Raw genomic sequence first — 24186 nt, 5'->3', positions numbered from 1 at the left:
AGATCGTCGGTCCGGGCGCGCGTTCGGCCTCCGGCGGGGGTGGGCGGGGTGGCCGTCCGTGGCCGGGGGCGGTCGGTCGGTCGGTCACGGTGGGCCGCAGGGGCGGAGGCGGGGCCTGTCGTGGAAGGTCAAAGGTCACGGGAAGGCCGCGGGGCCGGTCGCGCGGACGTCGTCCGTCCGCGCGACCGGCCCCGGTCCGGTGTTTCGGTACCGCCCGCCGTCGTCAGGGCCGGTCGGCGGGCGGCCAGGCGCCCGCGTCGTGCGAGGACCTGTCGGTCTGGCCCGGGACGGTGGGGACGTCACCGGTCGGACCCGTCCGGCCCGTCGTGCCGGGGACGCCGCCCGTCGGACGCGGGGTGCCGGCGTTCGTGCCGGGGACGCTGCCCGGGGTGCCGCCGGTCGGGGCCGGGCCCGCGGCGTCCGAGGGGCGGACGCGGCCGCGCCAGCCGCCGGTCGCCCGACCGCGCTCCTCGATGAACCCCTTGAACCGCTTCAGGTCGCCCTTGACCCGCAGGTCGAGGATCCCGAGGGCGTCGCCGGTCTTCTCCACCACGCCCTCCGGCTCCACCTCCATCGCGAGGCGGACCCTGGTGTGGCCCTCGTCGAGCGGCTGGAAGGTCACGACGCCCCTCTGCCGGACCTCTCCGCCCACGGTGCGCCACGCGACGCGCTCGTCCGGCAGCTGGTCGACGATCTCGGTGTCGAACTCGCGCCGCACTCCTGCCACCTTGGTCCGCCAGTGGCAGTGGCGGTCGTCGACCTGCCGTACCTCCTCCACACCTTCCATGAAGTGGGGGAACTCCTCGAACTGCGTCCACTGGTCGTAGGCGCTCCGTACCGGGACGTCCACATCGATGGTCTTCTCGACCGTACTCACCGGTTTGCCTCCTTCGTTCCGTTGTGGTCGCTGCCCGCGTACCCGGCCGCCCCCGCCTCAATCAGGCTTCGTCCGGGCCCTGATCGGATCCCGAACTCCGGTGCGCGGCACCGGAACGGGAAAGGTGCAGGCAGGCGGGTTCCTTGCATAATGGAGGGTGGCAACGACCTGTCGAGCTGCTTCAGGCTGGACACGGAGCGTCCTGCGACGGAGAACGGCCCCGCGGCCGGCTCGCGCCGAGGATGCGGCGCTCGCGGTGTTCCCGTCGAGCTCCACGAACCGCTCACCGTGCGCCGCACCGGGACCGCTCGCCGGTCCCTCCCACCGATCGTCCGATCACCGGCCTCGTGCCTGATCACCGCCTCGTGCCGCGTTTGCGGCGCCCACCCGGTCCGGGAGGTAGACCATGCTCGTGAGCCATGCCCTGAAGGACGGCGTCCTGCACCTGAGGCTCCTTCGCGAGCTCGACGTCACCAGCCGTGCCGCGGCGGCCCTGGAGATCGAGGCGATCGTCTCCGCCTACCGTCCCGGCCGGGTGCTCCTCGAGTTCCCGACGCCCTGCCCGTCCCCGGCCTCCTTCAGCGCGCTCGCCCGGGCCCGCAGGATGTGCGCGAGCCTCGGGATCGCCCTGACGGCGAGCGGACCGGGCTCCGTACCGCTCCAGGCGCCGGGGAGCGCGCCTCCCGCCAGAACCGCCTGAGGGCCTCCGGGCCCTTCGGGGCGCGTACGCCGGGGAGGGCCGTGACGTTCTCACGGCCCTCCCCGGCGTCACCGCGCGGACGTTCCCCTACGCGGGGGCCTCGTCGTTCCCGTCGTCCTCGTCCTCGTCGTCCCCCGCCTCGCCGACGACCGCGTCGGCCGCCTCCTTCCGCGCCTCCTCGTCACCGCTCTCCCCCGGGGCCTCGGAGGGAGGGGTGGTGCGCGGGTCGGGCTCGTTCCGGTGCTGGGTCATGCGGGTCGCTCCTCGGTCTCGTTCGGGGTGGAAGTAGGGGCGGGAACGGGGGTGGGGTCAGGACGGCGGGTACGGGGCGGACTTGAGGCGGCGGGCCAGGTGGGCCGTGTTGGCGGCGAGGGTCGCGGTGGTGCCGGCCGTGGCCTCGGGGGTCTTGTCGAGGTCCTGGTAGTCGGTGCCCTGCATGGCCTCTCCCACCCAGTAGGTGACGGCGTTGGGGGCGAGGGAGAAGCCGACGTCGTTGAGGCCCTGGAAGAGGTCCGCGCTCACCTTGTGCGCGCCGTCCTCGTTCCCGACCACGCAGACGGCCGCCACCTTGCCGTAGGTCAGCATCCGACCCTCGTCGTCGGTCTCGGAGAGTTCGGCGTCGAGGCGTTCCAGGACGCGCTGGGCGATGCTGGAGGGGTGGCCGAGCCAGATGGGGGTGGACAGGACGAGGATGTCCGCGCCCAGGATCGTGTCGCGGATCTCCGGCCAGTCGTCCCCCTCCCCCATGTCGGTCTCCACGCCGGGCAGGACGTTGCGGTCGGCGATCCTGATGGTCTTGCCGGTGACGCCGTGCTCGCCCAGTGCCGCCATGACCTGCTCCGCCAGGAGCTGGGAGCTGGAACGGGCGGGTGACGGGGACAGGGTGCAGACGAGGGCGACGGCGCGCAGGGGTGTCGTGTCCATGGGTGTGCCGCTACCCCGCCGAGGGGACCTTATGTCGCACAAGCGGCCCATATCGCGCGTTTGCCGGGCGGCCATCGGGGCAAAGCGTTCCCCTCCCCCGGAGAAGCGCTCCGGGAGCCGCCCGAACCCCCAGGAGCCGACCGTGGCCGACGGTTTCACCGAAGCGCTCGACTACCCGATGTACGTCGTCACGGCGGCGACGGCGGACGGGGAGCGGGCGGGCTGCCTGGTGGGGTTCGCCTCCCCGTGCTCGATCCACCCGCCCCGTTTCATGGCGTGGCTCTCCACCGCCAACCACACCTATCGCGTCGCGTGCCGCGCCTCCCACCTGGCGGTCCACGTCCTGCGGGACGACCAGAAGGAGACGGCGGCGCTGTTCGGCGGGCGGACGGGCGACGACACCGACAAGTTCGCCCGGGTGGACTGGCGGCCGGGCGAGGGCGGGGCGCCGGTGCTCGCCGACTGCCGCGCCTGGCTCGTCGGCGAGATCCGGGAGCGCGTCGGGGGCGGGGACCACGTCGGCTTCCTGCTCGCCCCCGTCGAGCAGAGTCCGCCCGGTCCGTCCGACCCGTCCGGGGCCCCGCTCCTCCGTCTCGGCGACGTCACGGACCTCACGCCGGGGCACCCGGCCTGAGGGCCGACGGTTCGGCGGGCCCCGGTGCCCCGCCCGTACGGGAGGGCCCGCCCCCGCGGTAGTGCCACCGGCGTTCGGCGGCGGTGCCGAGCAGGGTTCCGAAGACCACGCCGATGCCGATGGCGGCCACCGACGCCATGGTGGACGCCAGATAGGCCCCCGCGCCCTCCACGTGCAGCAGCCATTGCAGCAGGCTCCGGTACAGGTCCGGGCCCGGCAGCACGCCGCCGGCGATGCCGGGGATCACGAACGCGCGGACCGGGATGCCCGTGCGCGGCGACAGCACCGCGGCGGCGAGGCCCATCGCCACCGTCGCGAGGCCGGTCGCCAGGGGCGCGGACCAGCCGAACGCGCCCACGCAGGCCAGTTTGACGCCCGCGCCCAGGACGGCGGTGGCGACCGCGGGCGGGATGATCCGCAGCCCCCCGCCCATGAACACGGTGTTCCCGAGGGCGCCGATCGCGCTGGTGAGCAGTGAGAGGACGACCGGCAGGGGGATCAGGGCGGTGGAGCGGGCCTCCGCGTCGGCGCCCCGCAGCAGAAAGCCGACCGCGAGGAAGCCGCAGGCCAGCGCGGTGAAGAAGGCGAGGAGGCTCACCGCACGGCCCGCCGCCATGGAGCGGAAGCCGTCGATCGCGTCCTCGGTGAGCGAGATGATCGTGAAGATCGGGAGCAGCAGGATCACGTTCGCCGCGATCACGCTGGCCGCTTCCGCGTGGCTCAGGCCCCCGGCCGCCGTGAGCCCCGTGACCGCGACGAGCAGCAGGGCGGTCTGCGCGGCGGTGACGAAGAACGACGGCAGCCCGCCCCGGGACAGCACCCAGGCGCCACGGTCGGCGAGCAGGAACACGAGGGGCGACACCAGGGCCGCGCGCATGGTCCCGGAGGCCAGGACGCACAGCATCGCCGCCAGGACCGCGCCGCCGCCCAGGCCGAACCACCAGGGCCAGCGGGAGGTCCCCGTCTCGATCCGGTCCAGGGTCCCGGCGGCGGCCTCCCGGCTCAGCCGGCCGGAGGCGGCGTGAGTGGTGAGGCGTTCGAGGGCGGCGAGCCGGTCCAGGTCCCGGGTGTCCTCCGAGCCCATCACCTTCAGCATGACGACGGGCCGCCGGCCCTCGGGGGCGTACTGCACCTGTATCGACCGGGCGTTGATGTCGACCTCCTGGCTGCCCATTCCCCAGGCGGCGGTGACCGCCACGACGGACGACTCGATCCGTCGGGTCTCCGCCCCGGCGAGGAAGAGCGCGCGGCCGAGGCGTAGCGCGAAGCCCAGGATCTCCACCGCCTCGGTGTCGTCCAGGGAACGGGGCGGCGGGAAGGCGATGTCCTCGTACGGGGTCCCGTAGAGGCGGTCCAGGAGCGTCCGGTCGTCCCGGCGGAGCCGCTGGAGCCGCTCCTGCCGCGCCCGGGCGGCCTCCCGCCGCTTCCGCAACACATGTCGCATGCCCTCGTCCCGCCCTCGTGTCCGCCCGTCGCCCGGTCTGGGACCTACCGTTCCCGCCCTTCGCCGGGCTCTCCGCCTGCCGGACGGGTGACGCGGACGGGGGCGCGGTGCGCGGGGACTCGGTGCCTGGCGGTGCAGTGCGGCGCCCGGCAGTGCGGTGTGGTGCCCGGGGCGGGGGCGCTGTCGGGCGTCGCGCCCGGCCTCGGGAAGGGGGCCGTGTCGCGGTCCGTCATGGCCCGGGCGGACCGGCCGCGACGCGCCTTCCCCGTGACCCGGTGGCGGTACCGGGTCGGGCCGCGACCGGACGGGCCCGGTCGCGGTCCGGGCCTCAGGGACGCGTCAGGACCAGGACGCCGCCACCAACGACCTCTCCGCCGCCGCCAGATGGACCGCCGAGGCGAGCCAGGCCCGGGCGTAGCCGTCGGCCGAGGCGTCGGTGAGGCGGCCGAAGGCGTCGCGGGGGCGGCGGTCCGCCTCCGCCGTCAGGGCCTCCGCGAGCTGCGCCGCCCCGCCGAGGCCCGCCCGGCGCAGCGGGGCGAGGAGGGCGGTCGCGTCCGCCCCCCGGCCGGCCTCGGCCACGGCGCGCCGCCCGCCCGCGACCCCCGTTTCGAGGAGCCGCCGCACCCGCCACAGCGGCGCGTCCGCCAGCGGATCCGGCACGGCGTCCACCGGGGCGAGCGGCCCGGCACCCGCCGCGCGCGGGAAGTGGCTTCCCTGGAGGCGGTCGTACCCCAGGTCGGCCCGGCCGAGCCACTCCTCCGGCAGCCGCAGCGTGTACGACTCGCCCGGCACCGGGCCGACCGCCAGGGGCCGGAGCGTCGCCGCCCGGTCCAGGTCCGGACGCCCGAGGACGCGCAGGACGAGCCCGGGGTGCTCGGCGATCCTGCGCAGGTTGGCGGCGTGCGGCAGTTCCGGATGGGGGTGGGCGGGGCGCAGCCGCAGCAGCGGCCCGCCCCCGGCGACACGGGCCACGAGGTACTCCCCCGCCGCGCCGACCACCTCCACGTCGCAGCCGAGGAAGGCGGCCTCGGGGGCGTCGCCCTCCCGCGCGCCGGCGTCGAGCGCGGCGGCCACCGCCTCGCCCACCGGCCCGGCGAACAGCGCCGCCGCGGGCTCCTCCGACCAGTCCAGGCCGCGCAGCGGGGTCGCGTTCACGCCCCGGCCCGCCCCGAGCCGCCCGTCCGGCGAGACGGTGGCGCCGACGATCCGCAGGCCCCCGCGCGCGAGGCCCGCGTGGTCGAGGACGGCCCCGCCGAGCGCCACGGACGCGGACCCCGCTCCCCTGGCGCGGGAGAGTCCGCCGGGGCGCACGTCGGAGATCGTGTAGCGGGAACCGTCCGGTCCCACCAGGTGCGTGGCGACGCCCCCGTACCCGGTGGCGGAGAGGACCGGCTCCCGGCACAGGCCGTACACCCTGAGGCTGCCGCCCTGCCCGTAGGTGCGCCGCGCGGGGGCGAGGCCGGGCCCCGCCGTCCCCGAGGCGAGCGGGGCGGCGCCGGACAGGAGGTCCCGGAAGGCTCCCGCGAGGTCGCCGAGGCGCTGGCCCCGGCCGCGCTCCCGGGCGGCGCGCAGTCCTCGTACGACGCGCAGCGCGGCCGCCTCGGCGCGGGGCAGTCCGGCCAGGCGCGCGGTGTGGGCGGCGCGCAGCAGTTCGGCCTGGACCACCGCCCCGCCGGCCGTGACCCCCGCAGCCAGGGCTTCGGCGGCCGCCTCCCACAGGGCGGTGGCGGCCCGGACCTGGGCGGGGGTGGGCGGGGTCGCCTCGGAGGGTTCGGGGGCGGGGCCGGGGGTGACGGTGTTGGCGTCGGACCGGGGCGGGGCGGGGCGGCCCGTGGTCGGCTCCGGGGACTCCGGCACCGCGTCCGTGTCCGCCGCGCCTTCTCCCTTCGCGCCCGTTTCCGCCCCTGTCTCCGCTTCCCCTTCCGCGTCCGCGAGCGGTGCCGCGCCCAGGACCGCCGCGCGGTGCAGGCAGCGCGGGGCCAGCAGACAGGTGCAGACGGCCTGACCGGCTTCGGTGACCGCGCCCGACGGGCCGGGGCGCAGGGTGACCAGGGCGTCCTCGCCGAAGCGCACGTCGAGGGAGCCGTCGGCGGCCCGGGCGGCCCGCTCGGCGCAGCCCTCGATCGCGGCGTCGAGCTTCTTGCGCAGCCGGGCGCTGAGCTGCTCCACGGCCTCGGCGAGGACGTCGGGGGCGACGGGCGGCAGGGGTTCGGGGCTCAACGGGGTTCTCCACGGAGGCGGTCGCCCACCCAGCGGGCGAGGGCGAGCGGGCTGAGGGCGGCCACCGGCATCCCGGCGGCGACGAGTTGGCGCGCCACCGGCACCGAGTAGCGGGGCGCCCCCGCGTCGTCGAGCGCCGCGCAGCCGAGGAGGTGCGCGCCGGAGGCGGCCAGGGCGCGGACCTCGCCGAGGAGGCCTGCGAGCGGCGCGCCCTCCTCGAAGTCGCTGACCACGACGACGAGGGTGCGGCTCGGCACGGTGATCAGGGAGCGGGCGTGCGCGAGCCCCGCCGCGATGTGCGTGCCGCCGCCGACCCGTACCTCCAGGAGCAGGGAGAGGGGGTCCTCGACCCGGTCGGTCAGGTCCACGACCTGCGTGGAGAAGGCCAGGAAGTGCGTGGACAGGGTCGGTACGCCGCCGAGCACGGCGGCGGTGAGCGCCGACCAGATGACCGAGGCCTCCATCGAGCCGGAGACGTCGACGACGAGGACCAGGCGCCAGTCCGACTCCTTGCTCGCCCGGGTGCTGAACACCGGTCGCTCCGGCACGACCACGACCCGGCCGTCGTCCGTGCGCCGGGTGTGGGCGAGGTTGGCGCGCAGGGTGCGGGCGAGGTCGAGGCGGCCGCCGGGACGGCGGGTGGGGCGCGGGGTGGCGAGTCCGGAGAGCGTCGGGCGCAGGCGGGTGGCCAGCTCCCGGGCCAGCTCGTCGACGAGCCGTTTCACCAGGGGCCGCAGCCGGGCGAGTTGGGCCTCGGGCATGCCGCCGACCAGGGAGAGCACCGAGCCGAGGAGTTCCACCGAGGGGCGGACCGACGCCGGGTCCAGTTGGGCAAGCACGTCGACGCGGCCCGCGTCGGCGGCCTCGGCCAGGACCTCTTCGCGCACGTCGGCGCCGAAGAGGGCCTCCAGCTCCTGGGACCACTCGCGTGCGGTGGGGAAGGAGGCCTCCTGTCCCCCGCCGCCGGATCCGGCGTCCAGGTCGTCGGCGCCCTCGCCTCGTCCGCCGCCGTAGAGCTCGTCCAGGGCGCGGGCGTAGCGGCGCGCGTCGGCGGAGAGGCGGTCCCGGTGGCGGCCGAGGAGGAGCCGCCAGCGGTCGGCCGGGGCGAGCCGGCGGTCCGGCGCCCCGGTCGGGGGCGTGTCCGCCGGAGCGTCGGCACCGGACGACACGGGTGCGACGGTGCCGGGCGCGTCCGTATCCGGTCCGTCCGTATCCGGTACGGGGTGGGTGCCGCTTCCGGCGGCGGTCTCGGTGCCGGGTGCGGGGGCCGGGCCGACCGGAGCCTCCGGGGCGGCCAGGGCCAGGGACTTCAGGGCGGCGAGTCCGGCCGCGTCGGCCGCCGCCCACAGGGCGAGCAGCTCGGGCGGGGCGTCGAGGGAGAGGTCGAGCCGGTCGCCGAGCCGTTCGGTGACCGTGGTCAGGAGCCGGTCGCGGGCGGCCGGGGCGAGGGCGTCGAAGCCGCCGCGCAGGGCCGGGAGCCGGTCGAGGAAGTCCTGGTCGGCCAGGGTGTCGATCCGGTCGAGGAGGGGGGTGAGCGCTTCCGGGGACGCCTGGAGCAGCGGTCCGGCGGCCGTGAGCAGTCCCGCGAGGCGCTTCGTCAGGGCCCGGCGCGTGTCGGGAGAGGTCGCGCCGTCGATCCAGCCGGCCGCCCGTTCGCCGAGGTCCCCGGCCGGGTCCAGGTCGAGCAGGACCCGTACGGCCAGGGCGGCGCCCTGGATCAGCGGCGATCCGTCGGAGGCGAGTGCGGCGAGGGCCTGCTCCATCCGGAGGCCCAGGTGGCGGGCGGCCGACCGGTCCGCGAGCGCCACGAGGGCTCCGGCGTCCGCGGGGGCGTCGCTCCCGGCCAGGCCGGGCAGCGACCGCACGGCGGCCTCCAGGAGTTCGCCGGTGAGCGCGCCGGCCGCGGCTCGGGCGTCCTCGGTGGTGCCGGGGTGGTGGCCGCGTCGTATGCCCTCCAGGAGGTCCAGTGCTTCGAGGAGTTCGGGCAGGTCCGCGGTGTCGGGCAGGACGGCGGAGGCCTCGCGCAGCCGGGCGTCGACCAGGTCGGGGAGGTCGCAGCGGGCGGCGGCGGCGAGCCCGGTCAGGATCTGGGCCGGGGTGGGGCCGCCCTCGGCGGCCGCGCGGCGCGCGGTCTCGGCCAGGGTGCCGGCGGCGGCCTGGGCGGCGGTGACTCCCCGGACTCCGGCGAGGTCGAGCCGGGCGGGCACGGACGGGTTCCAGGTCAGGCGCCACTTGGTGCCGAGGGCGGTGCCGTCGCCGGTGGCCGCCACGGCGAGGGGTTCGCCGTAGGAGGCGCCGATCACGAGGAGTCGTTGCAGCAGCACCTCGCGGCGCCCGTCGAGGGGCGAACGGAGGGGATCGAGGCGTACTTCGCGGGGTTCGGGCTCCTCCGGGCGGGGCAGCCGCAGCCGGGCGAGCTCCTCCTCGACCGAGGGGCCCAGGCCGGAGCGGGGCGCGCGCGGGCTGATCCGGCCGCGTGCCGTGCCGACGAACACGGCCTCCAGGGCACGGGCCAGCGCCCGGCCCCGGCCGAGGGGTTCGCCCTGTCCGAGGACGGTGGTGACGGCCTCCAGAAGTTCTCCGCGTCCGGGGGCGGGGAGTCCGCGCAGCGCGGCCAGGTCGCAGGCAAGTCGCAGCGTCTCGGCGGCCTCGCCGGTGCCGGCGGTGTGTCCGGCGCGGCGCATCTCCCGGCACAGGCCGGTCACCGCGGCGGCGGCCGCCTCCCGGATCCGCTCGGGGTCCCCGGCGGCGGTGAGCACGGCCTGCTGCCACAGCGGGTCGCGGATCCCGGCGGGGTAGCCGGACCGGGAGTCGAGCAGGTCGAAGGAGTACGGGACGAACGAGGTCACCGCGGCGGCCGGGTCCGTGGCCGAGGGCGCCGGGGCGCGGCCGTGGCCGGCCTTGCCGGGCCCGTCCGTGCCGGAGCCGGAGCCGGTACCGGTGTCGATGCCGGTGCCTGCCGGGGCGCGGCCGTCCGAGGCGGTCCGGCCCGTACCGGTCGCCCGCTTCCCCTCCCCCGGTACGAGCAGCGCGGGCGCGTGGAAGGCGCCGATCACGGCGGCGACGCGGCGGCCTCCGGCCGAGGCCCCGGCGATCACCTGCCGCATCCGGGCCTCGCGGGCGAGGTCGCCGGCGGGCACGGCTGCGTCGTTCCGCAGGGCCCAGCCCACGCCCAGGGCGGCGCGGCGCACCGCCTCCGGGGAGCAGCCGGGGGCCAGGACCTCCACGGCGCGGTCCCACATGTCCTCGCCGTCCCGGCCGGTGCCGGCCGCGGCGAGCGCCCCGGCGAAGGAGCCGCGTCCCCGCGTCCCCCCGGGGCCGGCGCCCTCGTCCGTACCGTCGACGGCTTCGACACCGGGGAAGTCGCCCGGGCCGGTCAGGGACCAGCCGGGGTCGGACAGCGGGAGGTCGCAGCAGACGACCTCCGCGCCGTGGTCGCGGGCCCACCGCACCGCCGCGAGTTCCGGGGAGAAGTCCGCGAAGGGGTAGAACGACAGGCGTCCGCCCTCGCCCGCCCCGGCCAGGGCGACGGGGGCGACGGTCTCCGGGTCCGCCAGGTGCTCCAGCCAGGGCCGGAAGTCGGCCGGGAGCTCCACGCAGACCACCTCGGCGCCCGCCTCGTCGAGGAGGGCGGGCACCACGGCGGCCAGGGCCGGGCTGTGGTGACGCACCCCGAGGAGGTACGGGGTGCGGGACGCGGCGAGCGCGTCCACGGCCGCCCGTGGGTCGAGCGGATCAAGTGGTTCGAGGGGGTCGAGGGTCGTCACCGCAGGCTCCCGCGCAGGTCCCAGAGGCGGCGCCACATCGCCGAGCCGTTCTCGGCCCGGCGGCGGACCGGGCCGTCCCAGTAGCCGAGGAGGCGCGCGTGGTCGGCCGGGTCGTCCTTGCGGACGACGCCGAGGAGGTGGCCGGGCAGGAGGTCGAGGACGTCCCCGCCCGGGAGGTAGGCGGCCGCGACGCCGAGGGAGGCCGCGACCTGGACGGCCTCGGCGGTGGACATGACCGTGCCGGGCCGCTCCACGTCCCAGCCCTCGGTGGAGCGGCCGGAGCGCAGGTCCCGGAAGACGGTGACGAGGGCGTCGAGGACGGCGTCGTCCACGCCGAAGGACGCGCCCGCGCGCTGGACCGCCGCGACGGCCTGGCGGCGGATCAGGACGGCCTCGGCGTCGGCGTCGGCGATCGGGTCCACGGTCTCGAAGTTGAAGCGGCGCTTGAGCGCGGCGGACATCTCGGAGACGCCCCGGTCGCGCAGGTTGGCGGTGGCGATGACGGTGAAGCCGGGTGCGGCGGCGACCACCGCGTCCTCGGTGGCGGTCAGTTCGGGGACGGTGATCCGGCGGTCGGACAGGATGGAGACCAGGGCGTCCTGCACCTCGGGCAGGCAGCGGGTGATCTCCTCGACCCGCACCACCCGGCCGGTGCGCATGGCGGCGAGGACCGGGGAGTCGACGAGGGCCTGCGGGGTGGGGCCCTGGGCGAGCAGCAGGGCGTAGTTCCAGCCGTAGCGGAAGGCGTCCTCGGTGGTGCCGGCGGTGCCCTGCACGGTGAGGGAGCTGGTGCCGCTGACGGCGGCCGCGAGCAGTTCCGACAGCATCGACTTGGCGGTGCCGGGCTCGCCGGTGAGGAGCAGTCCGCGCTCTCCGGCGAGGGTGACCACGCAGCGTTCCACCAGGGCGCGTTCGCCGACGAACTTCGGGGTGATCCCCAGCTTGGACGGCAGGCCCGCGCGGCGCTTCGGCAGGGCCAGTTCCGTGCCGTCGCTGCCGCAGACGAAGGTGACGACCGCGCGGGGGGTCAGGGCCCAGCCGGGCGGGCGCGGGCCGGGGTCCTGGGCGGCGAGGAAGGCGAGTTCGACGGCGTGGCGCTCCTCGGCGGGCCGGACCTGCCGGGCGGGGGCGGGCTGTTCGGTGACGGTCATGCGGGGTTCCTCCGGAAGGGGTACGGGTGGGGCGGCGCGGCGCACCCGGGACGGGGTGCGCCGCGCCGTCGCCGCGTGCGGCGGGGGGCGGTGCGCCGGGCCGTGGCCGGTCGGCCGACCGGCGGCGGGTCCGTCAGCGGCGGCGCCTGGTGCGTCGGACCTTCAGCTCCTCGAAGCGGGGGACGTCGCCGTCGAGGGTCCGCCGCCACGCCCGGGCGAACAGTTCGGCGGCCGGTTCGACCGGCACCAGGGCGCACAGGAACGGCCCGTACATCGGCAGCTTCCACTGCTCGACCGGCAGCCCGAGGCCCTTCTGTTCGGACCAGGCGCCGGGCAGGAACAGCGAGCGTCCCGCCCGGGCCCGTACGGCCGAGACCACCAGGTCGGTGGCGGCCAGTTCGGCGCGGGCCGCCTTGAGGCGGGCCGGCTTCCAGCCCGTCCACCGGGCGGTGTTGCGGTCGGTGGGGTCGGGCAGGGCGAGGAGCATCAGGTACAGCGCCGCCGCGTCGGCCCCCAGACCGTGGGCCCCGGCGGCCTCCGCGACCAGGTCGGGCACGGAGCGCGAGGGGTCCTGCGGCCACCAGGTGCCGTCCTTGTCCGGCTCCCCGGCGGCGGGCGCGCCCGGGTCGGCGAGGAGCCGTGCGAACGCCGGGTCGTGGGCCCGCCGCAGGGCCGTCTCGATCCCCATCGGCTGCTGGTCGGCGCCGCGCAGGACCGCCAGGTACGGGTCGGAGCCGGTGGAGTCGAGCAGGGCGGTCCGCAGGGCCGGCTGGGGCCGGTCGTCGTGCGTGGCCATGAGGACCGCGCCGTACCGCTCGTGGTCCGGTGCCGTCTCGGTCGGCGTGCCCGCCACCTTCCGGAAGTCCGGGAGGCTGGTGTAGTACCCGGCGGAGACGAGGAGTTCGGGCGAGGCCAGGCGCTGCCGTACGGCGGTGAGGGCGCTGGGCAGTGCCGACCGCGCGGGGGCGCCCGCGGGGAGCCGGTGGGCCAGCCAGGCCGTCAGGCCCATCGAGGCGGTCAGTACCGATTCGGTGAACGGGTGGGCGGTCGGGGTCACGGGAGCCGGCCGGTCCCCCGCGATGTGCCACGCCACGTCGGTGGAGAGCTCGGGCGAGGCGGCGGGGTCGAGGAGCGCCGGGAGGGCCCGGTGGACGGGCCAGCCGGTGCGGACCCCGCGGGTGGCCTCCGCGATCAGCCAGTCGGGGACCCGGGTGCGCCGTCCCACGTACGCGTTCCAGGCGGCGGCCGCCGACGCCACGTCGGGGCCCTCGGTCCACAGGCGCTCCGGGTCCTCGGGCAGGAGCGCCGCCACCACGGCGCGCCGCACCTCGACGGAGAGCGGGCGCAGTTCGTCGCGCGCGTGGGCCGCCTCGGCCACCTTCAGGCCGAGGAAGGTGCGCAGCTGCGTCGGCAGGAAGCCGTTCCCCCAGTCGTCCACGTTCGGCATGCCGGCGAGGACGAGCCGGGCCACTGCTCCGGGGACGCCGGTGAGCCTGCTGAACTCCTCGGCCGCCTCCGGGAGGAAGGGGGCCTCCCCCCGGTTCTCCGCCTCCCGCAGGAAGGCGGTCAGCCAGTCGGCGCCGCGCGTGCGGTCGCCGATCGGCGTCGCGGTGCGCAGGGTGTACGGGGCGGGTGCCTCGAACCGGCCGTCGGGGGCGTGGAGGAGCGCCTCGAACTCCCGTCCGCCATCGGCGGACCAGTCGTTCCCGGTGATCCCGAGGGCCGCTCCCCCGCCGAGCGGGAGGACGGTGCCGTGGGAGGTGGGGCGTTCCAGGCCGTCGGGGGTGTGCAGGTGGGGGGTGGCGAGGTGGAGGATCACCCGGCGCCAGTGGTCGGTCGAGTCCTCCGTCGAAGCGAGGCCCAGGGCGTCGACCCGGCCGAGCACGTCGAGCAGTGCGGCCCGGTGCTCCTCACCGCTGCCGGGTGCGACGGCCCGGTAGGCGATCGCCGCCGGTTCGTTCAGGAGGGGGACGAAGGAGAACGGGGAGTACGGCAGGGAGGGCAGGTCGTGGTGGAGCGTCCCCGGGGAGACCGGGGCGGAGGCGCCGGCCCGTGCCGCCGCCAGTTCCCCCAGGAGGCGGTGGGCCACGTCCGAGGCGGCGCCCCGGTTGTAGTGGCCGGAGCCGGTGAGGCCGTCGAGCGCCTCGGCGAGCAGGCTGTCGTGGGGGCCCTCGGCGCGTGCCTCCCCGGGGTCGGCCGCCGGGTCGAGCCGGGCGGCCACGGAGTCCAGGGCCTTCTGCTGCGTCACGGCGAAGCGCAGTGCCTTCACCACGCCCGCGACCAGTTCGGGCGCGGTGATCCCGGGCAGCGCGGCGGTCACGAGGTCCGGGAGGTCCGTGGCCCGCTCGGCCAGGAGGGCCGCCTTCAGGAGGGTGCCGGCCGTCTCCGTGTCGGCGGCGCGCAGCACGTCCGAGCCCCGCGGGTCGCGCGGGCGCAGCGCGTGGAAGTGGGACAGCGGCGGCAGGGGTGTGGCGGCGGTGCCGTAGATGTCGTTCCGGTCGCTGTCGGACGTCGTCGTGATCACGCCGTCCGGGTCGGTGAGCAGCAGTTCACGCCACTGGCGGGTCAGGGCCCTGGGCCGGTCGTCGCCGGGGAACGTCAGGGCGGCGACGGGCATGTCGGAGCCCTCGGGCAGGGAGACGCGGCGGCCGGCGGTGTCGTCGGCGCGCCAGCCGTCGCCGGGGATCCGCAGGACCCGCCAGCCGAGCAGGCCGTCGGCGGGGGTGCCCAGGGCCGAGCCCTCCACCGCGGGGGCGGGGCGCAGCCACGAGGAGTGCGCGGCCAGTTCGGCGCCGGGGGCGTGGGAGCGGGTGGCGTCGGCGAGGAAGCCGGGCAGGGAACGCCGGCCCCGGGCGTTCTCGGCGGGGTCGTACTCGGCCCAGCCGTTGTCGTCGTGCCGTTCGCCGTTCTCGTACCGCTCGGCGTTCTCCCACACCCAGTACGAGGTGCCGTCGGAGATCACCGTCCGCTCCCGGGGGAGCGCCGTGTCGCCGGCGTGCAGGACTCCGGCGCCGGTGGTGCGGCCGCCGTCGGGCAGGGGCAGGCTGGGGCGGTCGGAGCGGAGGGACCAGTAGTTGACGTCGCCGTCCAGGGTGACCACGTGGTCGGGCGCGGTGTGCCAGTAGCCCTCGGCCGGGCTGCTGCCGTAGCCGGTCCAGAACACGAGGAGGGCGCCGTCGACGTAGTGGAAGCCGTACCGGTGGGAGGAGCGTCCGGTGGGCACGCGCAGGTCGTGGGTGAGGACGGTGGAGTCGGCGTCGATGACGCGCACCCGGGTGGAGTTGGCGACGATCAGGTACGGCCAGGCCTCGAAGACGGAGAGGCCGTCGAGCTTGTCGCGCCCGGGGGCGAGGTCCGCGACGGCCTCCTCCCACGCCGGCCAGTGGAACTCCTCCCACAGGCCGCCGCGCAGGGTGCGCGCCAGGGTCTCGCCGAGGTCGGCGCCTGCGGCGGCCGCGACCTCCTCCGGGGCGAGCGCGAGGGCTTCGGCGGGCAGCCACGACAGGCGGGCGATCGCCTGGGGCACTCCGGGCAGTCCGGCCGCGACCGAGTCGCGGGCGACGTCGCGCATCCACTCGGTGAGCATGGGGCGGCCGCCGGCCGAGGCGGCGAGCCGGCGCATCACGTCCGCTCCGGAGGAGGCGTCGTGGTAGGAGTTCGCGGCGTGCCGGAAGGCGGGGCGGAAGCGGGGGTCGGCGGCGATCGCGGCCAGGTCGCGGGGGTTGTCACCGCGTGCCCAGTCCGACAGGTTGAGGGAGGCGGTCCTCGTCCTGGGGCCGTCGACGGGCGGGTCGGCGACCGGGATGTCCAGGGAGAGCAGCAGGTCGAGCAGGTCGAGGTCCTCGACGCCGATCCGCAGGGCGCCCTGGCCGTCGGGGCGGGCCGCGAGGTCGGCGCGCAGCCGGTCGGCAGCCCGTTCCACCAGGTCGAGGAGGGCCGGCAGGGTGCGGCGGCTGCCCCAGCCCCGGTGCCGGGCGGTGTGGAAGCGCTCCAGCCAGCCGGCCGCGCCGTCGGCGCAGCGCTCCTCCGGCGGTACGTCGGCGCCGGTCAGTCCGGCGTCCGCCCCGGACTCCGTGAGGATCCCGAGCCACATGCCGCTGAACTCGTCGCCGTCGGAGGGCGGCATCATGCCCAGGAGCGTGCCCCGTACGGCCGGGACGCGGCGGGCCAGGGCGACGAGGGCGGACCGGTGCGTCTTCCACCAGCCGTCGGCGGCCCGCAGCGTGGCGGGCAGCGGCAGGAGTTCGGCGAGGTGGTCCTGCTCCGCCTCGGCGGCGGACAGGCCGGCGGCGCGGGCCAGGCGGCGCAGTTCCGTGGTGGCCTGGGAGGAGGGGGCGAGTCCGCCGGCGGTCCGGCGCACGCACAGGCGCCGGAAGCGCTCGTACGCCTCGGTGGGCGCGAGCCGGGCGGCGAGATCCTTGCCGTATCCGGTCAGGACCTTCACCGGCAGCGCGCCGACCAGGGCGAATTCGAGGAAGACGGCGTCGAGCCGGTCCTCGTCGACGGCGAGGCCGTGCTGGGCCTCGCTGGTGCGGGCGCGGGCGAAGAGCTGTCCCGCGTACGTGGCGTTCTCGACGCCGAGGAAGATCCGGGCGGCCTGCTCGTAGAAGACGGGCAGGAAGTGCGGGACCGAGGAGGCGAGCCGGCCGGCGAGTTCGAGGCAGGCGTCCAGGGCGGCCTTGGGCTTGGTCCTGGCCTGTCGGGCGAGGCGGTCGAGCTCCGGGACGACCGCGAGGGCGTGGTGGCCGTCCTCGGGGTGGTGCACCAGGACCCATTCGGGGAAGCCCAGCTCCTGGCGGCGGCCGAGGCCGACGACGGCCGGTTCCCCGTGGGGTTCGAGGCCGAGGAAGCCGGCGGCGAGGTCCTCGGCGGGGCCGAGTTCGGCCGCGGCGAGGCGGACGACGACCCGGTCCTCGCCGAGGACGGGGTGGCGGTAGGTCCGGGCGGTCAGTTCGACCGCCGAGGCCCCCGCGTCCTCGGTGCCGGCCGGGAGCACGGCCCCGGCCGCGAGCAGCTCCGCGTGGTCGCGGGCCCCGCCGGGGGCGTCGTCCATGGTCCTGTCGGAAGCGGTCGTGCCGGTCACGCGTCCCCACCCTCTTCGATCGTGCGGCCGGCGTAGAGCGCCGCGGCCATGCGCATTCCCTCGGACCAGGCCACCGGTCCGACCTCGTTCAGCCGCACGGCGCGGCCCTCGTCGTCGTGCCAGCCGAGCGCGCCGGTCTCCGACTCGCCGTCCCAGTACGGCTCACCGATCCAGACGGACGCCTCCGTGGCGCGGCCGCCGTCGCGGACCTTGCAGGTGGCGTAGCCGCCGGAGACGCGGTGGCCGAGCGAGGTCGCGCGGGCCGCGAGGCCGAAGCGGGAGGCGAACTTCCCGCCCGCGTAGTCCCGCACCTCCGTGGCGGTCTCCGGGTGGGCGGCGGCCGGCCTGGTCCAGGTGGCCCGGTGGATCTGCTCCACCCGCTGGGTGATGCCGAGTTCGGCCGCGAAGTCCCGCACGTCGTCCAGGTCGGGGAGGAGCACGGGGTGCGGGAGGGTGACGGTGCGCGGGGAGAGCCGTACGGTCTCGCCGTCGAGGTCGACCACCTTCAGCTCCCCGTCGGCGGTGACGTCCCGCAGGAAGCCGACCTCGTCCGGGTCGTCGCCCACCACGGCCATGTCGCGGAGGGCGGACTGCCAGGCCTCGTCCGGCCACACGCGGGCGACGAGCCCGGTGGGCACGGGGAGCGAGGACACCATCCAGGCGTCCACCTGGGCCACGCACGCGGCCGCGTGCCGGTCCAGCCATTCGGTGAGGCGCCGGAGCCGGTCGACCTCGGGGTGGTCCCGCAGTGCCTTCGGCAGCGTCTTCAACTGCCGTCCCCCGGCGCGCCGTGCGACCACGCGCCCCTCATCGAGGGTGATCTCGTACCCCTCGTCCGCCGTCAGCCACGCCATCGGCCGTGCCCCCTCCGCCTGTCCATCAGTCCGTCAGAAATCGCGCAGCTCGAACCAAGGGGTCGAAAGCCCCTGAACCGCAAGATGAGGGGAGACTAACCAGGGCCACTGACAACGCGTGTTCGGGGCCCGGACGGGCGGTCCCCGGCCGGCCTTCTCACGGCTCTCCGCCGCCGGGGCTTCTTCCGGCGGATCGGGGGCACACCCGAACAGGTGAGGTCCGGGAGCGTTCGGCCTCGCCGTCCTTGCCGTCGCGGTCCGGAAGGGCGTAGCTGTGGGGCGGCGTACAAGATCTGGCGCCGTGGCCGTGCGGACCGGACGGAGGAGACGGGTGAGGATCCCCGCGCTCGTCGGAGCTTTGACGGCCGTGGCGGTGCTGTGCGCGTGCGGTGCGCCGCAGGCGCGCCGGGACGGGGCGACCCGGGCGGGCCGCGCCTTCGAGGAGGCCCTCGCCGCCGACGCCTACGGCGCGGCGTGCGCCCTGCTCGCGCCGGAGAGCCGCGAACAGCTGGAGGAGGACGAGAAGCAGCCGTGCGCGAGGGCGCTGGCCTCGCAGGACCTGCCGCGGGGCGAGGGGACGTCGAGCGTGGACGTCCACGGCCGGCAGGCGCTGCTCCGGCTGGAGGGCGAGACGTTGTTCCTGTCTCAGTTCGACGGCGGATGGCGGGTGACCGCCGCCGGATGCGTGCCGGAGGGCGGCGACGAACCGTACCGCTGCGTACTGAAGGGAGCGTGACCGTGCGGGCGATGTTCGTCTTGTGCGTGCTGACCGTCGTGGGAGGCCTCGGGTACTTCACCGCGATCGGGATGATGCAGCGGTGACGGCCGGCCGGGACCGCGGGGGCTTCTGGCGGTCGAACAGCCTCACCCTCTGTTTCGGGGCCGCCTTCCTGGTGGTCCTCGGCGCGCAGGCCGTCGCAGGGCGCGCGGAGTTCAACGAGCAGCTGGCCGTCGAGGGGCTGCAGCAGATCGGCTTCGGCGACTATCTGATGTCCTCGGACTTCGCCGTCGACGTCACCGAGAACTGGCAGTCGGAGTTCCTCCAGTTCTTCCTGTACATCTTCGGCACGGTCTATCTGCTCCAGCGCGGCTCGCCCGAGTCCAAGCCCCTGGACAGGGCGGGCACCGAGAGCGAGCGCGACCAGCGCATGGGCGACCACGCGCGGGCGGACTCGCCCCGGTGGGCGGGCACCAAGGACTGGCGGCAGGCCCTCTACTCCCGGTCGCTCGGGCTCGTCATGGCCGTCTTCTTCCTGCTGTCCTGGCTGGCGCAGTCGATCTCGGGCGCCGCCGCCTACAACGAGCTGCGGCTGCGCCAGCTCCAGGCGCCGATTCCCTGGCGTTCGTACCTCGCCTCGTCCGACTTCTGGAACCGGTCCCTGCAGAACTGGCAGTCGGAGCTGCTGGCCGTGGCCGCGATGGCGGTCCTCTCCGTGTACCTGCGTCAGCGCGGCTCACCGGAGTCGAAGCCCGTCGGCGCCACGCACGGCGCCACGGGCGTGGAGGGGTGACGGGCGGCGCGGCGCCCCGAGGGCGCCGGACCGCTGCCCGGGCAGGAGGGGAAGAGCCCGGACAGCGGCACCCGGCCCCTGCCCGGTGGGACGGGTCCCACTCGTGCCGGTGCCCCGGCGGTTCGGACCGCCGGGGCACCGGTGGGTACCGGGGGGCGTGGCCCTTCGTTCCCGGGCCGGCGGCGGGGCCGCTCGACCGGGGTCAGGGCCCGCCCGGGTCCGGACCTGTCGGGATCAGGATCCCTCGGGGCGCTGGTCGGGAGGGGTTCCGCCGCCCTCGCCGCCGCCCTTCTCCCCCTTGTCCGTACCGTGTGCCGCGCCCCGGCCTCTCTCGTCGGACCGGTGGGCCTGACGGGCCTTGAGTTCGGCGAGGTCCTGCGGGGTGGCCGCGCCCTTTCCGCTCCTTCGCTGTTCACGACTCTGCGGGCCGCTCATGGCGTCTCCTCACGTCGGATGGACCGGTGTCCTTCTCGGGCCGGTGTCCTTCTCCTGGCGCGTCTCCCCGATCCCGCGGATGCCATGCCCCGGCGGGGGTAGCGGCAGAGGCATCACGCGCGCGAGGCACCCGGGACGCACTGCGCGCCGGGTGCGCGCGGCACACGCAGGAGCAGGAGTACGAGAGGAGGCGGAGCCATGGCCGACATCCAGGGCTTCGACCCGCGCACGGCGATCGTCACCGGTTCGGACTCCGGGATCGGGCGCGCCGTGGCGGTACGGCTCGCGGAGGCGGGTCTCGACGTGGGCGTCACGTGGCACACCGACGAGGCGGGTGCCGAGGCCACGGCGGAGGAGGTCCGCGCCCACGGGCGACGGGCGGCCGTCGCCCGTCTGGACCTGACGGAGCTGCCGGCGGCGGCCGACGTGGTCGACCGGCTGGCGGAGGAGCTGGGCGGGGTCGACGTCCTGGTCAACAACGCCGGTACTGGCACGGCCGAGTCCTTCCTCGACCTGAGTCTGGAGAAGGTCAGGGAGGTGCTCGACGTCGATCTGACGGGGCCGTTCCTGTGCGCCCAGCGCGCCGCCCGCCGGATGATCGACCGGGGGCGCGGGGGTCGCATCGTGCAGATCACCTCGGTGCACGAGCACCAGCCCCGGGTGGGCGCGGGGCCGTACTGCGCCGCCAAGGGCGGACTCGGGCTCCTCACCCAGGTCATGGCCCTGGAGCTGGGCGAGTACGGCATCACCGTGAACTCCGTCGCGCCGGGCGAGATCGCCACCCCGATGACCGGCCAGGAGGACGAGGACGTCCGGGGCACGTCCCGGCCGGGTGTTCCGCTCGGGCGGCCGGGGGACGCGCGCGAGGTCGCCGCCGTCGTCGCCTTCCTCGCGGGCCCCGACGCGTCGTACGTGACCGGGGCGTCCTGGGCGGTGGACGGCGGGATGCTCCGCATGGGCCCGATGGCGGGCTCGCACCTGACGTCCGACGACTGGCGCCGGCCCTGAGGGGTCCCGCCGCCCGCCCGCGAACCCGTGGGCGGGCGGCGGGGCCGGTCAGTCGCTCCAGCGCAGGACGGCGCCGAGGCCGCCCGCGGGCCCCGCCATCTCCTCCGGGACCACCAGCACCTCGGAGCCCGCGGCCACGCAGGCGCGCAGCAGCGCGTCGTCGGCGCGTGCCTCCTCCGGCCGGCCGATCCCCCATCCCCTGGCCTCGGCGCGGCCCACGGCTATCTCGTCGGGGCCGGAGCCGACCCACACGGGGCGGCTCGCGTCGGGAGCGCCCCGGCCGAGGAGGAGGGTGGCGACCTGGTGTTCCCGGGCGGCCGCCGCCACGGCCGGGATCCCTTCGGCGGCCGGGCCTCGGCCGGTGTCGACGGTCACCTCGCGGTGCTCGCCGGGGCGGCCCCGCGCCCTGCGGAAGTCGTCGAGCGCGCTCCGCACCCGTTCCTGGGCGTAGCGGGAGCGGGCCTCCTCGATCTGCCGGTCCAGGAGTTCGGTGGAGGCGCCGGGCGCGCGGCCGCCGTGGTCCACTTCGACGGCGACGCTCCGGAGCCGCTGCGGCAGCCGTTCCCGTACGGCCTTGCGCTCGCGCGCGTCCCCGGCCAGGACCAGGAGGGTGCCGCCGTCCTGCGGGCAGCGCCGGGCGAGTTCGCCGGCGATGATGTCGGCCGTCTCCTCCCAGGCGTCCTCGACCTTGTTGCTGTAGTGCCATTCGTACCGGTCCTGGGGGATGGAGCGGTGTCCGCGGCCCTGCCACTGCTTCCCGCGCGCCTCGCCCAGGTTCCGCCTGCCGCGGGAGTCCCGCAGTTCGAGGTCGGCCCCCTCCCGGTCGATGAGGGCGACCTGGCAGGCGGGTTCGTCGCTCCGCAGGAGCACCAGGGGCGCGATGTGCGGGAGGGTCGTCCACGTGGCCTCCGCGGACGGCGGGGCCGCCGTGAGGGGGAGGTCGAGCACGACCTCGCCCTCCGTCGCGAAGAGGGCGCGTCCGGGCGGCGGGCCGGAGACGGGTTCGGCGCCGAGCCGTTCGGCGACCGCGCGGATCGTGGCCGGGTCGGCGCCCTCGTCGACGAGCTGCGCGGCCGCGGCGCGGTTGCGCAGCCGCTGGATCTGCGCCGCGTCCTCGGTGGACCGGTCGGTCTCGACGTAGACGGAGGCCCAGGGGCCGGGGCGTTCCAGGAGCGGCTTGAGGAAGTCGAGGTTCATGGTGTCCCCATGGGGTCGGAACGTGCAGCGTGCGGGGGTGGTGGAGGCGGTCAGCGCTCCGTACCGGGCTCCTCGCGCCATCCGGACGGTCCTGATTCGTCCACCGTGGCGTCCGCGCCGGTGTCCACGTGCATCGCGGCCTCCTCGGCCGGCGCGGCCCAGTCGTCCGGGCCGACGTCCCGGGCGACCGTGCGGTTTCCCGTCTCCCTCGGGGTGTCGACCTGGGCGAGACGGCCCGCCCGGGTGGTGCCGGCCTGCTCGTCGACGGGTTCGCCCGCGCCGCCCGGCAGGTCGCCGATGCTGTCGCCCTCCGGCGGCTGCGCCTCGGGGACCTCCTGGGCGAGCCGGTCGTCCAGCGACTCGCCCTCGCGCTGCTCGCGCTGGGTGGTGCCGTACCGGGTCACCCCTCGCGGCCGCTCGGGAGGCGAGTAACCGGGGCTGGCCATGTCCTCCAGGGGGTCGGTCAGGATCGCGTTGTCCGGATCGAGCGCGTCGGTGGGACGGTTGTCCACGTCGGAGTGGGTGGGCTGGTAGACGTCGTCGCCGCGGGCCTCGTCCGTGTCGGGCTCGTTGCGGTCCATGAGGGTTTCCTTTCGGGTCGGGTCGGGTCGGGGTTGAGGTCGAGGCCGGGGCCGGGGTCTGGGCGGGGCCGACTTACGGGGCCGATGGCCGGTGCTCGGAATCGTTCGCCTCGGCGGGCTCGCGGGCCCGTACGTTCGCGCATGTGCGGGCGGGGCCGGGGGCCCGGGACGGTCCGGGGCCGACGGGTGCCCGCTCGGCCTCCGGCGGGGACCTCAGTCGGTGGCCAGGACGATCGCGTACACGAGGAAGAACAGCGCGAACACGACGGCGATGACCCACAGGGCGAGGAGCGGGCCGGTGGCCCATCCCCGCCGGAGCGGCCGGTAGGGGCCGGTCCCGGTCCCCGTACCGGACTCCGCCGGTGGTGTCTCCCCGGGTGCGATCCCGCCTCCGACTCCGGGGCGGGGCACATCGGTCCCCCCTCCGGCGCCGGGTGTGTCCCGGGGCTCAGGGTCGGGGTTGCTCGGTGCGGTCATGGCGTCCATCTCCCTCCGGATGCCGGATGTGAAGCGGCCGGTACGCGACTACCCGTCCGTACCGGTCCCATCCGGCGTACGGCGGGCCGACCGCGCGACGGGCCGGTGCGCCGGCCCGTCGGTCAGTGGGCGGCGGCTCCGAACTCGGCGTGCTGGGTGCGCAGGGCGAAGTCGGGCTCCGCCCCGGGTGGCTCGCCGAGCGACAGGCGCCGCGCCTCGGCGGACGCCTCCCTCATCAGGGTGCGGAACTCCTCGTCCGTGAGCCGGCTCCGTCCGCTTTCCGTCTGCCGCTCCGTGGTCCGCACTGCGGGCCTCCTCACGATCGTTCTCGTCCTGTCTCCTCCTCCCGGCGACTACCCGGTGCGGGGCCGGACAGACAGTTTCCGGACAGCCGATTCCCCCGGTCGCGGCCGATCATCGGGACGGATGGCCGGGCCCGCACTGGGTAGACGCGGTTCCACCCCTTCGAGGGGACCGTCGGACCAGTGGCGAGGACAGGAGTAGGCGATGAACCTCACGGAAGACCCGGCCGCGCGCCGGTCGGCGAACGGAGAGGCGTACCCCTCGTACGCCGCTCACGACCATGTGCTCGCGGGTTCCGGATCTCCCGAGCCCCGGAAGGCTCCGCGGGAGGACCACGGAGCACGAGGAGCGCACGAGGGCGACGCGACCGTGCTGCCTCCCGACCACACCCAGGCGATCCTGGAGACGACGAAGCAGGTCGGGGCGGTACTGAAGGCGTCGGGGTGCCCGTTCGCCCTGGTCGGCGGCGTCGCGGCCTACGCGCACGGCATTCCGGTCCGGCTCCAGCACGACACGGACTTCGCGGTACGGCGGGAGGACGCCGAGGCCGTCACGAACGCCCTGCGGGAGAACGGCGTCCGGATCGTCGAACCGCCCGAGGACTGGCTGGTCAAGGCGCGTTCCGGCGGTGAGGAGATCGATCTGATCTTCTCCCTGGCGGGGCAGCCGGTCACGACCGAGCTGCTCGAACGGGCCCAGACGCTGCCGGTGGACTCGGTCCACATGCCGGTGATCGCGCCGACCGACCTCCTGATCTCCCGGCTGCTGGCGTTCTCGGAGCACCACTGCGACTTCGGCACCCTGCTGCCGGTGGCACGGGGCCTGCGCGAACGGGTCGACTGGGCACGCGTCCGCCGGGAGACGGAGGACGCCCCGATGGCCGTCGCCTTCCTCTACCTGCTGGAACTGCTCCACGTCCTGCCGACCCACGGCCCCGCCGGCCCCGCCGATTCTTCCGGCCCGGGCGGAGCCGATCGCTCGTAGGTCACCGCACCGTCGGACGCGGCGGGCTCACGGTCG

General features: G+C 76.1%; 20 protein-coding genes. 6 read left to right on the top strand and 14 right to left on the bottom strand.

Annotated elements, in window-relative coordinates:
* Positions 1-223: 223 nt before the first annotated feature.
* Complete coding sequence (locus tag CP977_RS32790; RefSeq protein ID WP_152371372.1) at positions 224-877, bottom strand: SRPBCC family protein; 654 nt, start codon at positions 875-877, stop codon at positions 224-226.
* A gap of 406 nt (positions 878-1283) precedes the next feature.
* Here CP977_RS32790 and CP977_RS32785 point away from each other — a divergent pair, with 406 nt between their 5' ends.
* Entirely contained in the window at positions 1284-1577 is a 294-nt protein-coding gene (locus tag CP977_RS32785; RefSeq protein WP_062760142.1) for a hypothetical protein, read from the top strand.
* 87 nt (positions 1578-1664) lie between these two features.
* Here CP977_RS32785 and CP977_RS34310 read toward each other — a convergent pair whose 3' ends face one another.
* Together CP977_RS34310 and CP977_RS32780 are read right to left on the bottom strand one after the other, a co-directional pair.
* Positions 1665-1829, bottom strand: coding sequence for a hypothetical protein (locus CP977_RS34310; protein WP_159057830.1), 165 nt, complete (start codon positions 1827-1829; stop codon positions 1665-1667).
* 57 nt (positions 1830-1886) lie between these two features.
* Positions 1887-2501 (bottom strand): flavodoxin family protein, encoded by a 615-nt coding sequence (locus CP977_RS32780; protein ID WP_109184809.1) that lies wholly within the window; start codon positions 2499-2501, stop codon positions 1887-1889.
* A 178-nt stretch (positions 2502-2679) separates the two neighbouring features.
* Between CP977_RS32780 and CP977_RS32775 the strand changes: the two genes are divergently transcribed.
* A complete protein-coding gene (locus CP977_RS32775; RefSeq protein ID WP_229991480.1) occupies positions 2680-3135 on the top strand; it encodes a flavin reductase family protein in 456 nt (151 codons plus the stop codon).
* Here CP977_RS32775 and CP977_RS32770 read toward each other — a convergent pair.
* The 6 genes from CP977_RS32770 to CP977_RS32745 all read right to left on the bottom strand — a co-directional run bounded on the left by CP977_RS32770 (position 3113) and on the right by CP977_RS32745 (position 17654).
* Positions 3113-4579 (bottom strand): threonine/serine exporter family protein, encoded by a 1467-nt coding sequence (locus tag CP977_RS32770; RefSeq protein ID WP_152371371.1) that lies wholly within the window; start codon positions 4577-4579, stop codon positions 3113-3115. The two genes, CP977_RS32775 and CP977_RS32770, sit on opposite strands and share 23 nt — an antisense overlap.
* Before the next feature lie 339 nt (positions 4580-4918).
* Positions 4919-6799 carry a hypothetical protein gene (locus tag CP977_RS32765; RefSeq protein WP_152371370.1) on the bottom strand — a complete coding sequence of 627 codons (1881 nt, stop codon included), beginning with the start codon at positions 6797-6799 and terminating at the stop codon, positions 4919-4921.
* On the bottom strand, positions 6796-10566 hold the full coding sequence (locus CP977_RS32760) for a vWA domain-containing protein (RefSeq protein ID WP_152371369.1): 3771 nt from the start codon (positions 10564-10566) through the stop codon (positions 6796-6798). Before CP977_RS32760 ends, CP977_RS32765 begins: the two co-directional genes overlap by 4 nt.
* Entirely contained in the window at positions 10563-11717 is a 1155-nt protein-coding gene (locus CP977_RS32755) for an ATP-binding protein (RefSeq protein WP_062760138.1), read from the bottom strand. The genes CP977_RS32760 and CP977_RS32755 overlap by 4 nt, the downstream gene beginning before the upstream one ends.
* 133 nt (positions 11718-11850) lie before the next feature.
* The gene (locus CP977_RS32750) at positions 11851-16770 is read right to left on the bottom strand and encodes a DNA-binding protein (RefSeq protein WP_152371704.1); all 4920 of its coding nucleotides are present in this window, start codon (positions 16768-16770) and stop codon (positions 11851-11853) included.
* Positions 16771-16796: 26 nt separating this feature from the next.
* Positions 16797-17654, bottom strand: coding sequence for a DUF4132 domain-containing protein (locus CP977_RS32745; RefSeq protein WP_062760137.1), 858 nt, complete (start codon positions 17652-17654; stop codon positions 16797-16799).
* A 331-nt stretch (positions 17655-17985) separates the two neighbouring features.
* Between CP977_RS32745 and CP977_RS32740 the strand changes: the two genes are divergently transcribed.
* On the top strand, positions 17986-18390 hold the full coding sequence (locus tag CP977_RS32740) for a hypothetical protein (RefSeq protein ID WP_063915274.1): 405 nt from the start codon (positions 17986-17988) through the stop codon (positions 18388-18390).
* A gap of 82 nt (positions 18391-18472) precedes the next feature.
* A complete protein-coding gene (locus CP977_RS32735; protein ID WP_109184804.1) occupies positions 18473-19165 on the top strand; it encodes a DUF6766 family protein in 693 nt (230 codons plus the stop codon).
* A 234-nt stretch (positions 19166-19399) separates the two neighbouring features.
* Here the strand turns inward: CP977_RS32735 and CP977_RS32730 are convergent, their stop codons facing one another.
* On the bottom strand, positions 19400-19600 hold the full coding sequence (locus CP977_RS32730; RefSeq protein WP_062760135.1) for a hypothetical protein: 201 nt from the start codon (positions 19598-19600) through the stop codon (positions 19400-19402).
* 198 nt (positions 19601-19798) lie between these two features.
* Between CP977_RS32730 and CP977_RS32725 the strand changes: the two genes are divergently transcribed.
* Positions 19799-20608 carry an SDR family oxidoreductase gene (locus CP977_RS32725; protein WP_152371368.1) on the top strand — a complete coding sequence of 270 codons (810 nt, stop codon included), beginning with the start codon at positions 19799-19801 and terminating at the stop codon, positions 20606-20608.
* Between the two features lie 48 nt (positions 20609-20656).
* Here CP977_RS32725 and CP977_RS32720 read toward each other — a convergent pair whose 3' ends face one another.
* The 4 genes from CP977_RS32720 to CP977_RS32705 form a co-directional block, all read right to left on the bottom strand.
* Entirely contained in the window at positions 20657-21805 is a 1149-nt protein-coding gene (locus tag CP977_RS32720; RefSeq protein ID WP_152371367.1) for a baeRF2 domain-containing protein, read from the bottom strand.
* 50 nt (positions 21806-21855) lie between these two features.
* Entirely contained in the window at positions 21856-22386 is a 531-nt protein-coding gene (locus tag CP977_RS32715) for a DUF5709 domain-containing protein (protein WP_062760132.1), read from the bottom strand.
* Positions 22387-22599: 213 nt separating this feature from the next.
* Positions 22600-22863 (bottom strand): DUF6480 family protein, encoded by a 264-nt coding sequence (locus tag CP977_RS32710; RefSeq protein WP_062760496.1) that lies wholly within the window; start codon positions 22861-22863, stop codon positions 22600-22602.
* A 122-nt stretch (positions 22864-22985) separates the two neighbouring features.
* Entirely contained in the window at positions 22986-23168 is a 183-nt protein-coding gene (locus tag CP977_RS32705; protein WP_062760131.1) for a hypothetical protein, read from the bottom strand.
* A 202-nt stretch (positions 23169-23370) separates the two neighbouring features.
* Here CP977_RS32705 and CP977_RS32700 point away from each other — a divergent pair, with 202 nt between their 5' ends.
* Complete coding sequence (locus tag CP977_RS32700) at positions 23371-24150, top strand: nucleotidyltransferase family protein (RefSeq protein WP_062760130.1); 780 nt, start codon at positions 23371-23373, stop codon at positions 24148-24150.
* Positions 24151-24186 lie beyond the last annotated feature (36 nt).

The sequence above is a fragment of the Streptomyces cinereoruber genome (assembly GCF_009299385.1).
In the GTDB taxonomy this organism is placed as follows: Bacteria; Actinomycetota; Actinomycetes; order Streptomycetales; family Streptomycetaceae; genus Streptomyces; species Streptomyces bikiniensis.
Note: the sequence above shows the minus strand (reverse complement) of the source record. Positions and strands in the feature narration are given on the sequence as shown.

Bases quoted from the DNA above. Each gene is read 5' to 3' on its own strand.
- CP977_RS32710 (WP_062760496.1), bottom strand. From the start codon at position 22,863: ATGACCGCACCGAGCAACCCCGACCCTGAGCCCCGGGACACACCCGGC.
- CP977_RS32775 (WP_229991480.1), top strand. From the start codon at position 2,680: ATGTACGTCGTCACGGCGGCGACGGCGGACGGGGAGCGGGCGGGCTGC.
- CP977_RS32755 (WP_062760138.1), bottom strand. From the start codon at position 11,717: ATGACCGTCACCGAACAGCCCGCCCCCGCCCGGCAGGTCCGGCCCGCC.
- CP977_RS32725 (WP_152371368.1), top strand. From the start codon at position 19,799: ATGGCCGACATCCAGGGCTTCGACCCGCGCACGGCGATCGTCACCGGT.
- CP977_RS32715 (WP_062760132.1), bottom strand. From the start codon at position 22,386: ATGGACCGCAACGAGCCCGACACGGACGAGGCCCGCGGCGACGACGTC.
- CP977_RS32745 (WP_062760137.1), bottom strand. From the start codon at position 17,654: ATGGCGTGGCTGACGGCGGACGAGGGGTACGAGATCACCCTCGATGAG.
- CP977_RS32780 (WP_109184809.1), bottom strand. From the start codon at position 2,501: ATGGACACGACACCCCTGCGCGCCGTCGCCCTCGTCTGCACCCTGTCC.
- CP977_RS32785 (WP_062760142.1), top strand. From the start codon at position 1,284: ATGCTCGTGAGCCATGCCCTGAAGGACGGCGTCCTGCACCTGAGGCTC.
- CP977_RS32750 (WP_152371704.1), bottom strand. From the start codon at position 16,770: ATGGACGACGCCCCCGGCGGGGCCCGCGACCACGCGGAGCTGCTCGCG.
- CP977_RS32730 (WP_062760135.1), bottom strand. From the start codon at position 19,600: ATGAGCGGCCCGCAGAGTCGTGAACAGCGAAGGAGCGGAAAGGGCGCG.
- CP977_RS32700 (WP_062760130.1), top strand. From the start codon at position 23,371: ATGAACCTCACGGAAGACCCGGCCGCGCGCCGGTCGGCGAACGGAGAG.
- CP977_RS32770 (WP_152371371.1), bottom strand. From the start codon at position 4,579: ATGCGACATGTGTTGCGGAAGCGGCGGGAGGCCGCCCGGGCGCGGCAG.
- CP977_RS34310 (WP_159057830.1), bottom strand. From the start codon at position 1,829: ATGACCCAGCACCGGAACGAGCCCGACCCGCGCACCACCCCTCCCTCC.
- CP977_RS32720 (WP_152371367.1), bottom strand. From the start codon at position 21,805: ATGAACCTCGACTTCCTCAAGCCGCTCCTGGAACGCCCCGGCCCCTGG.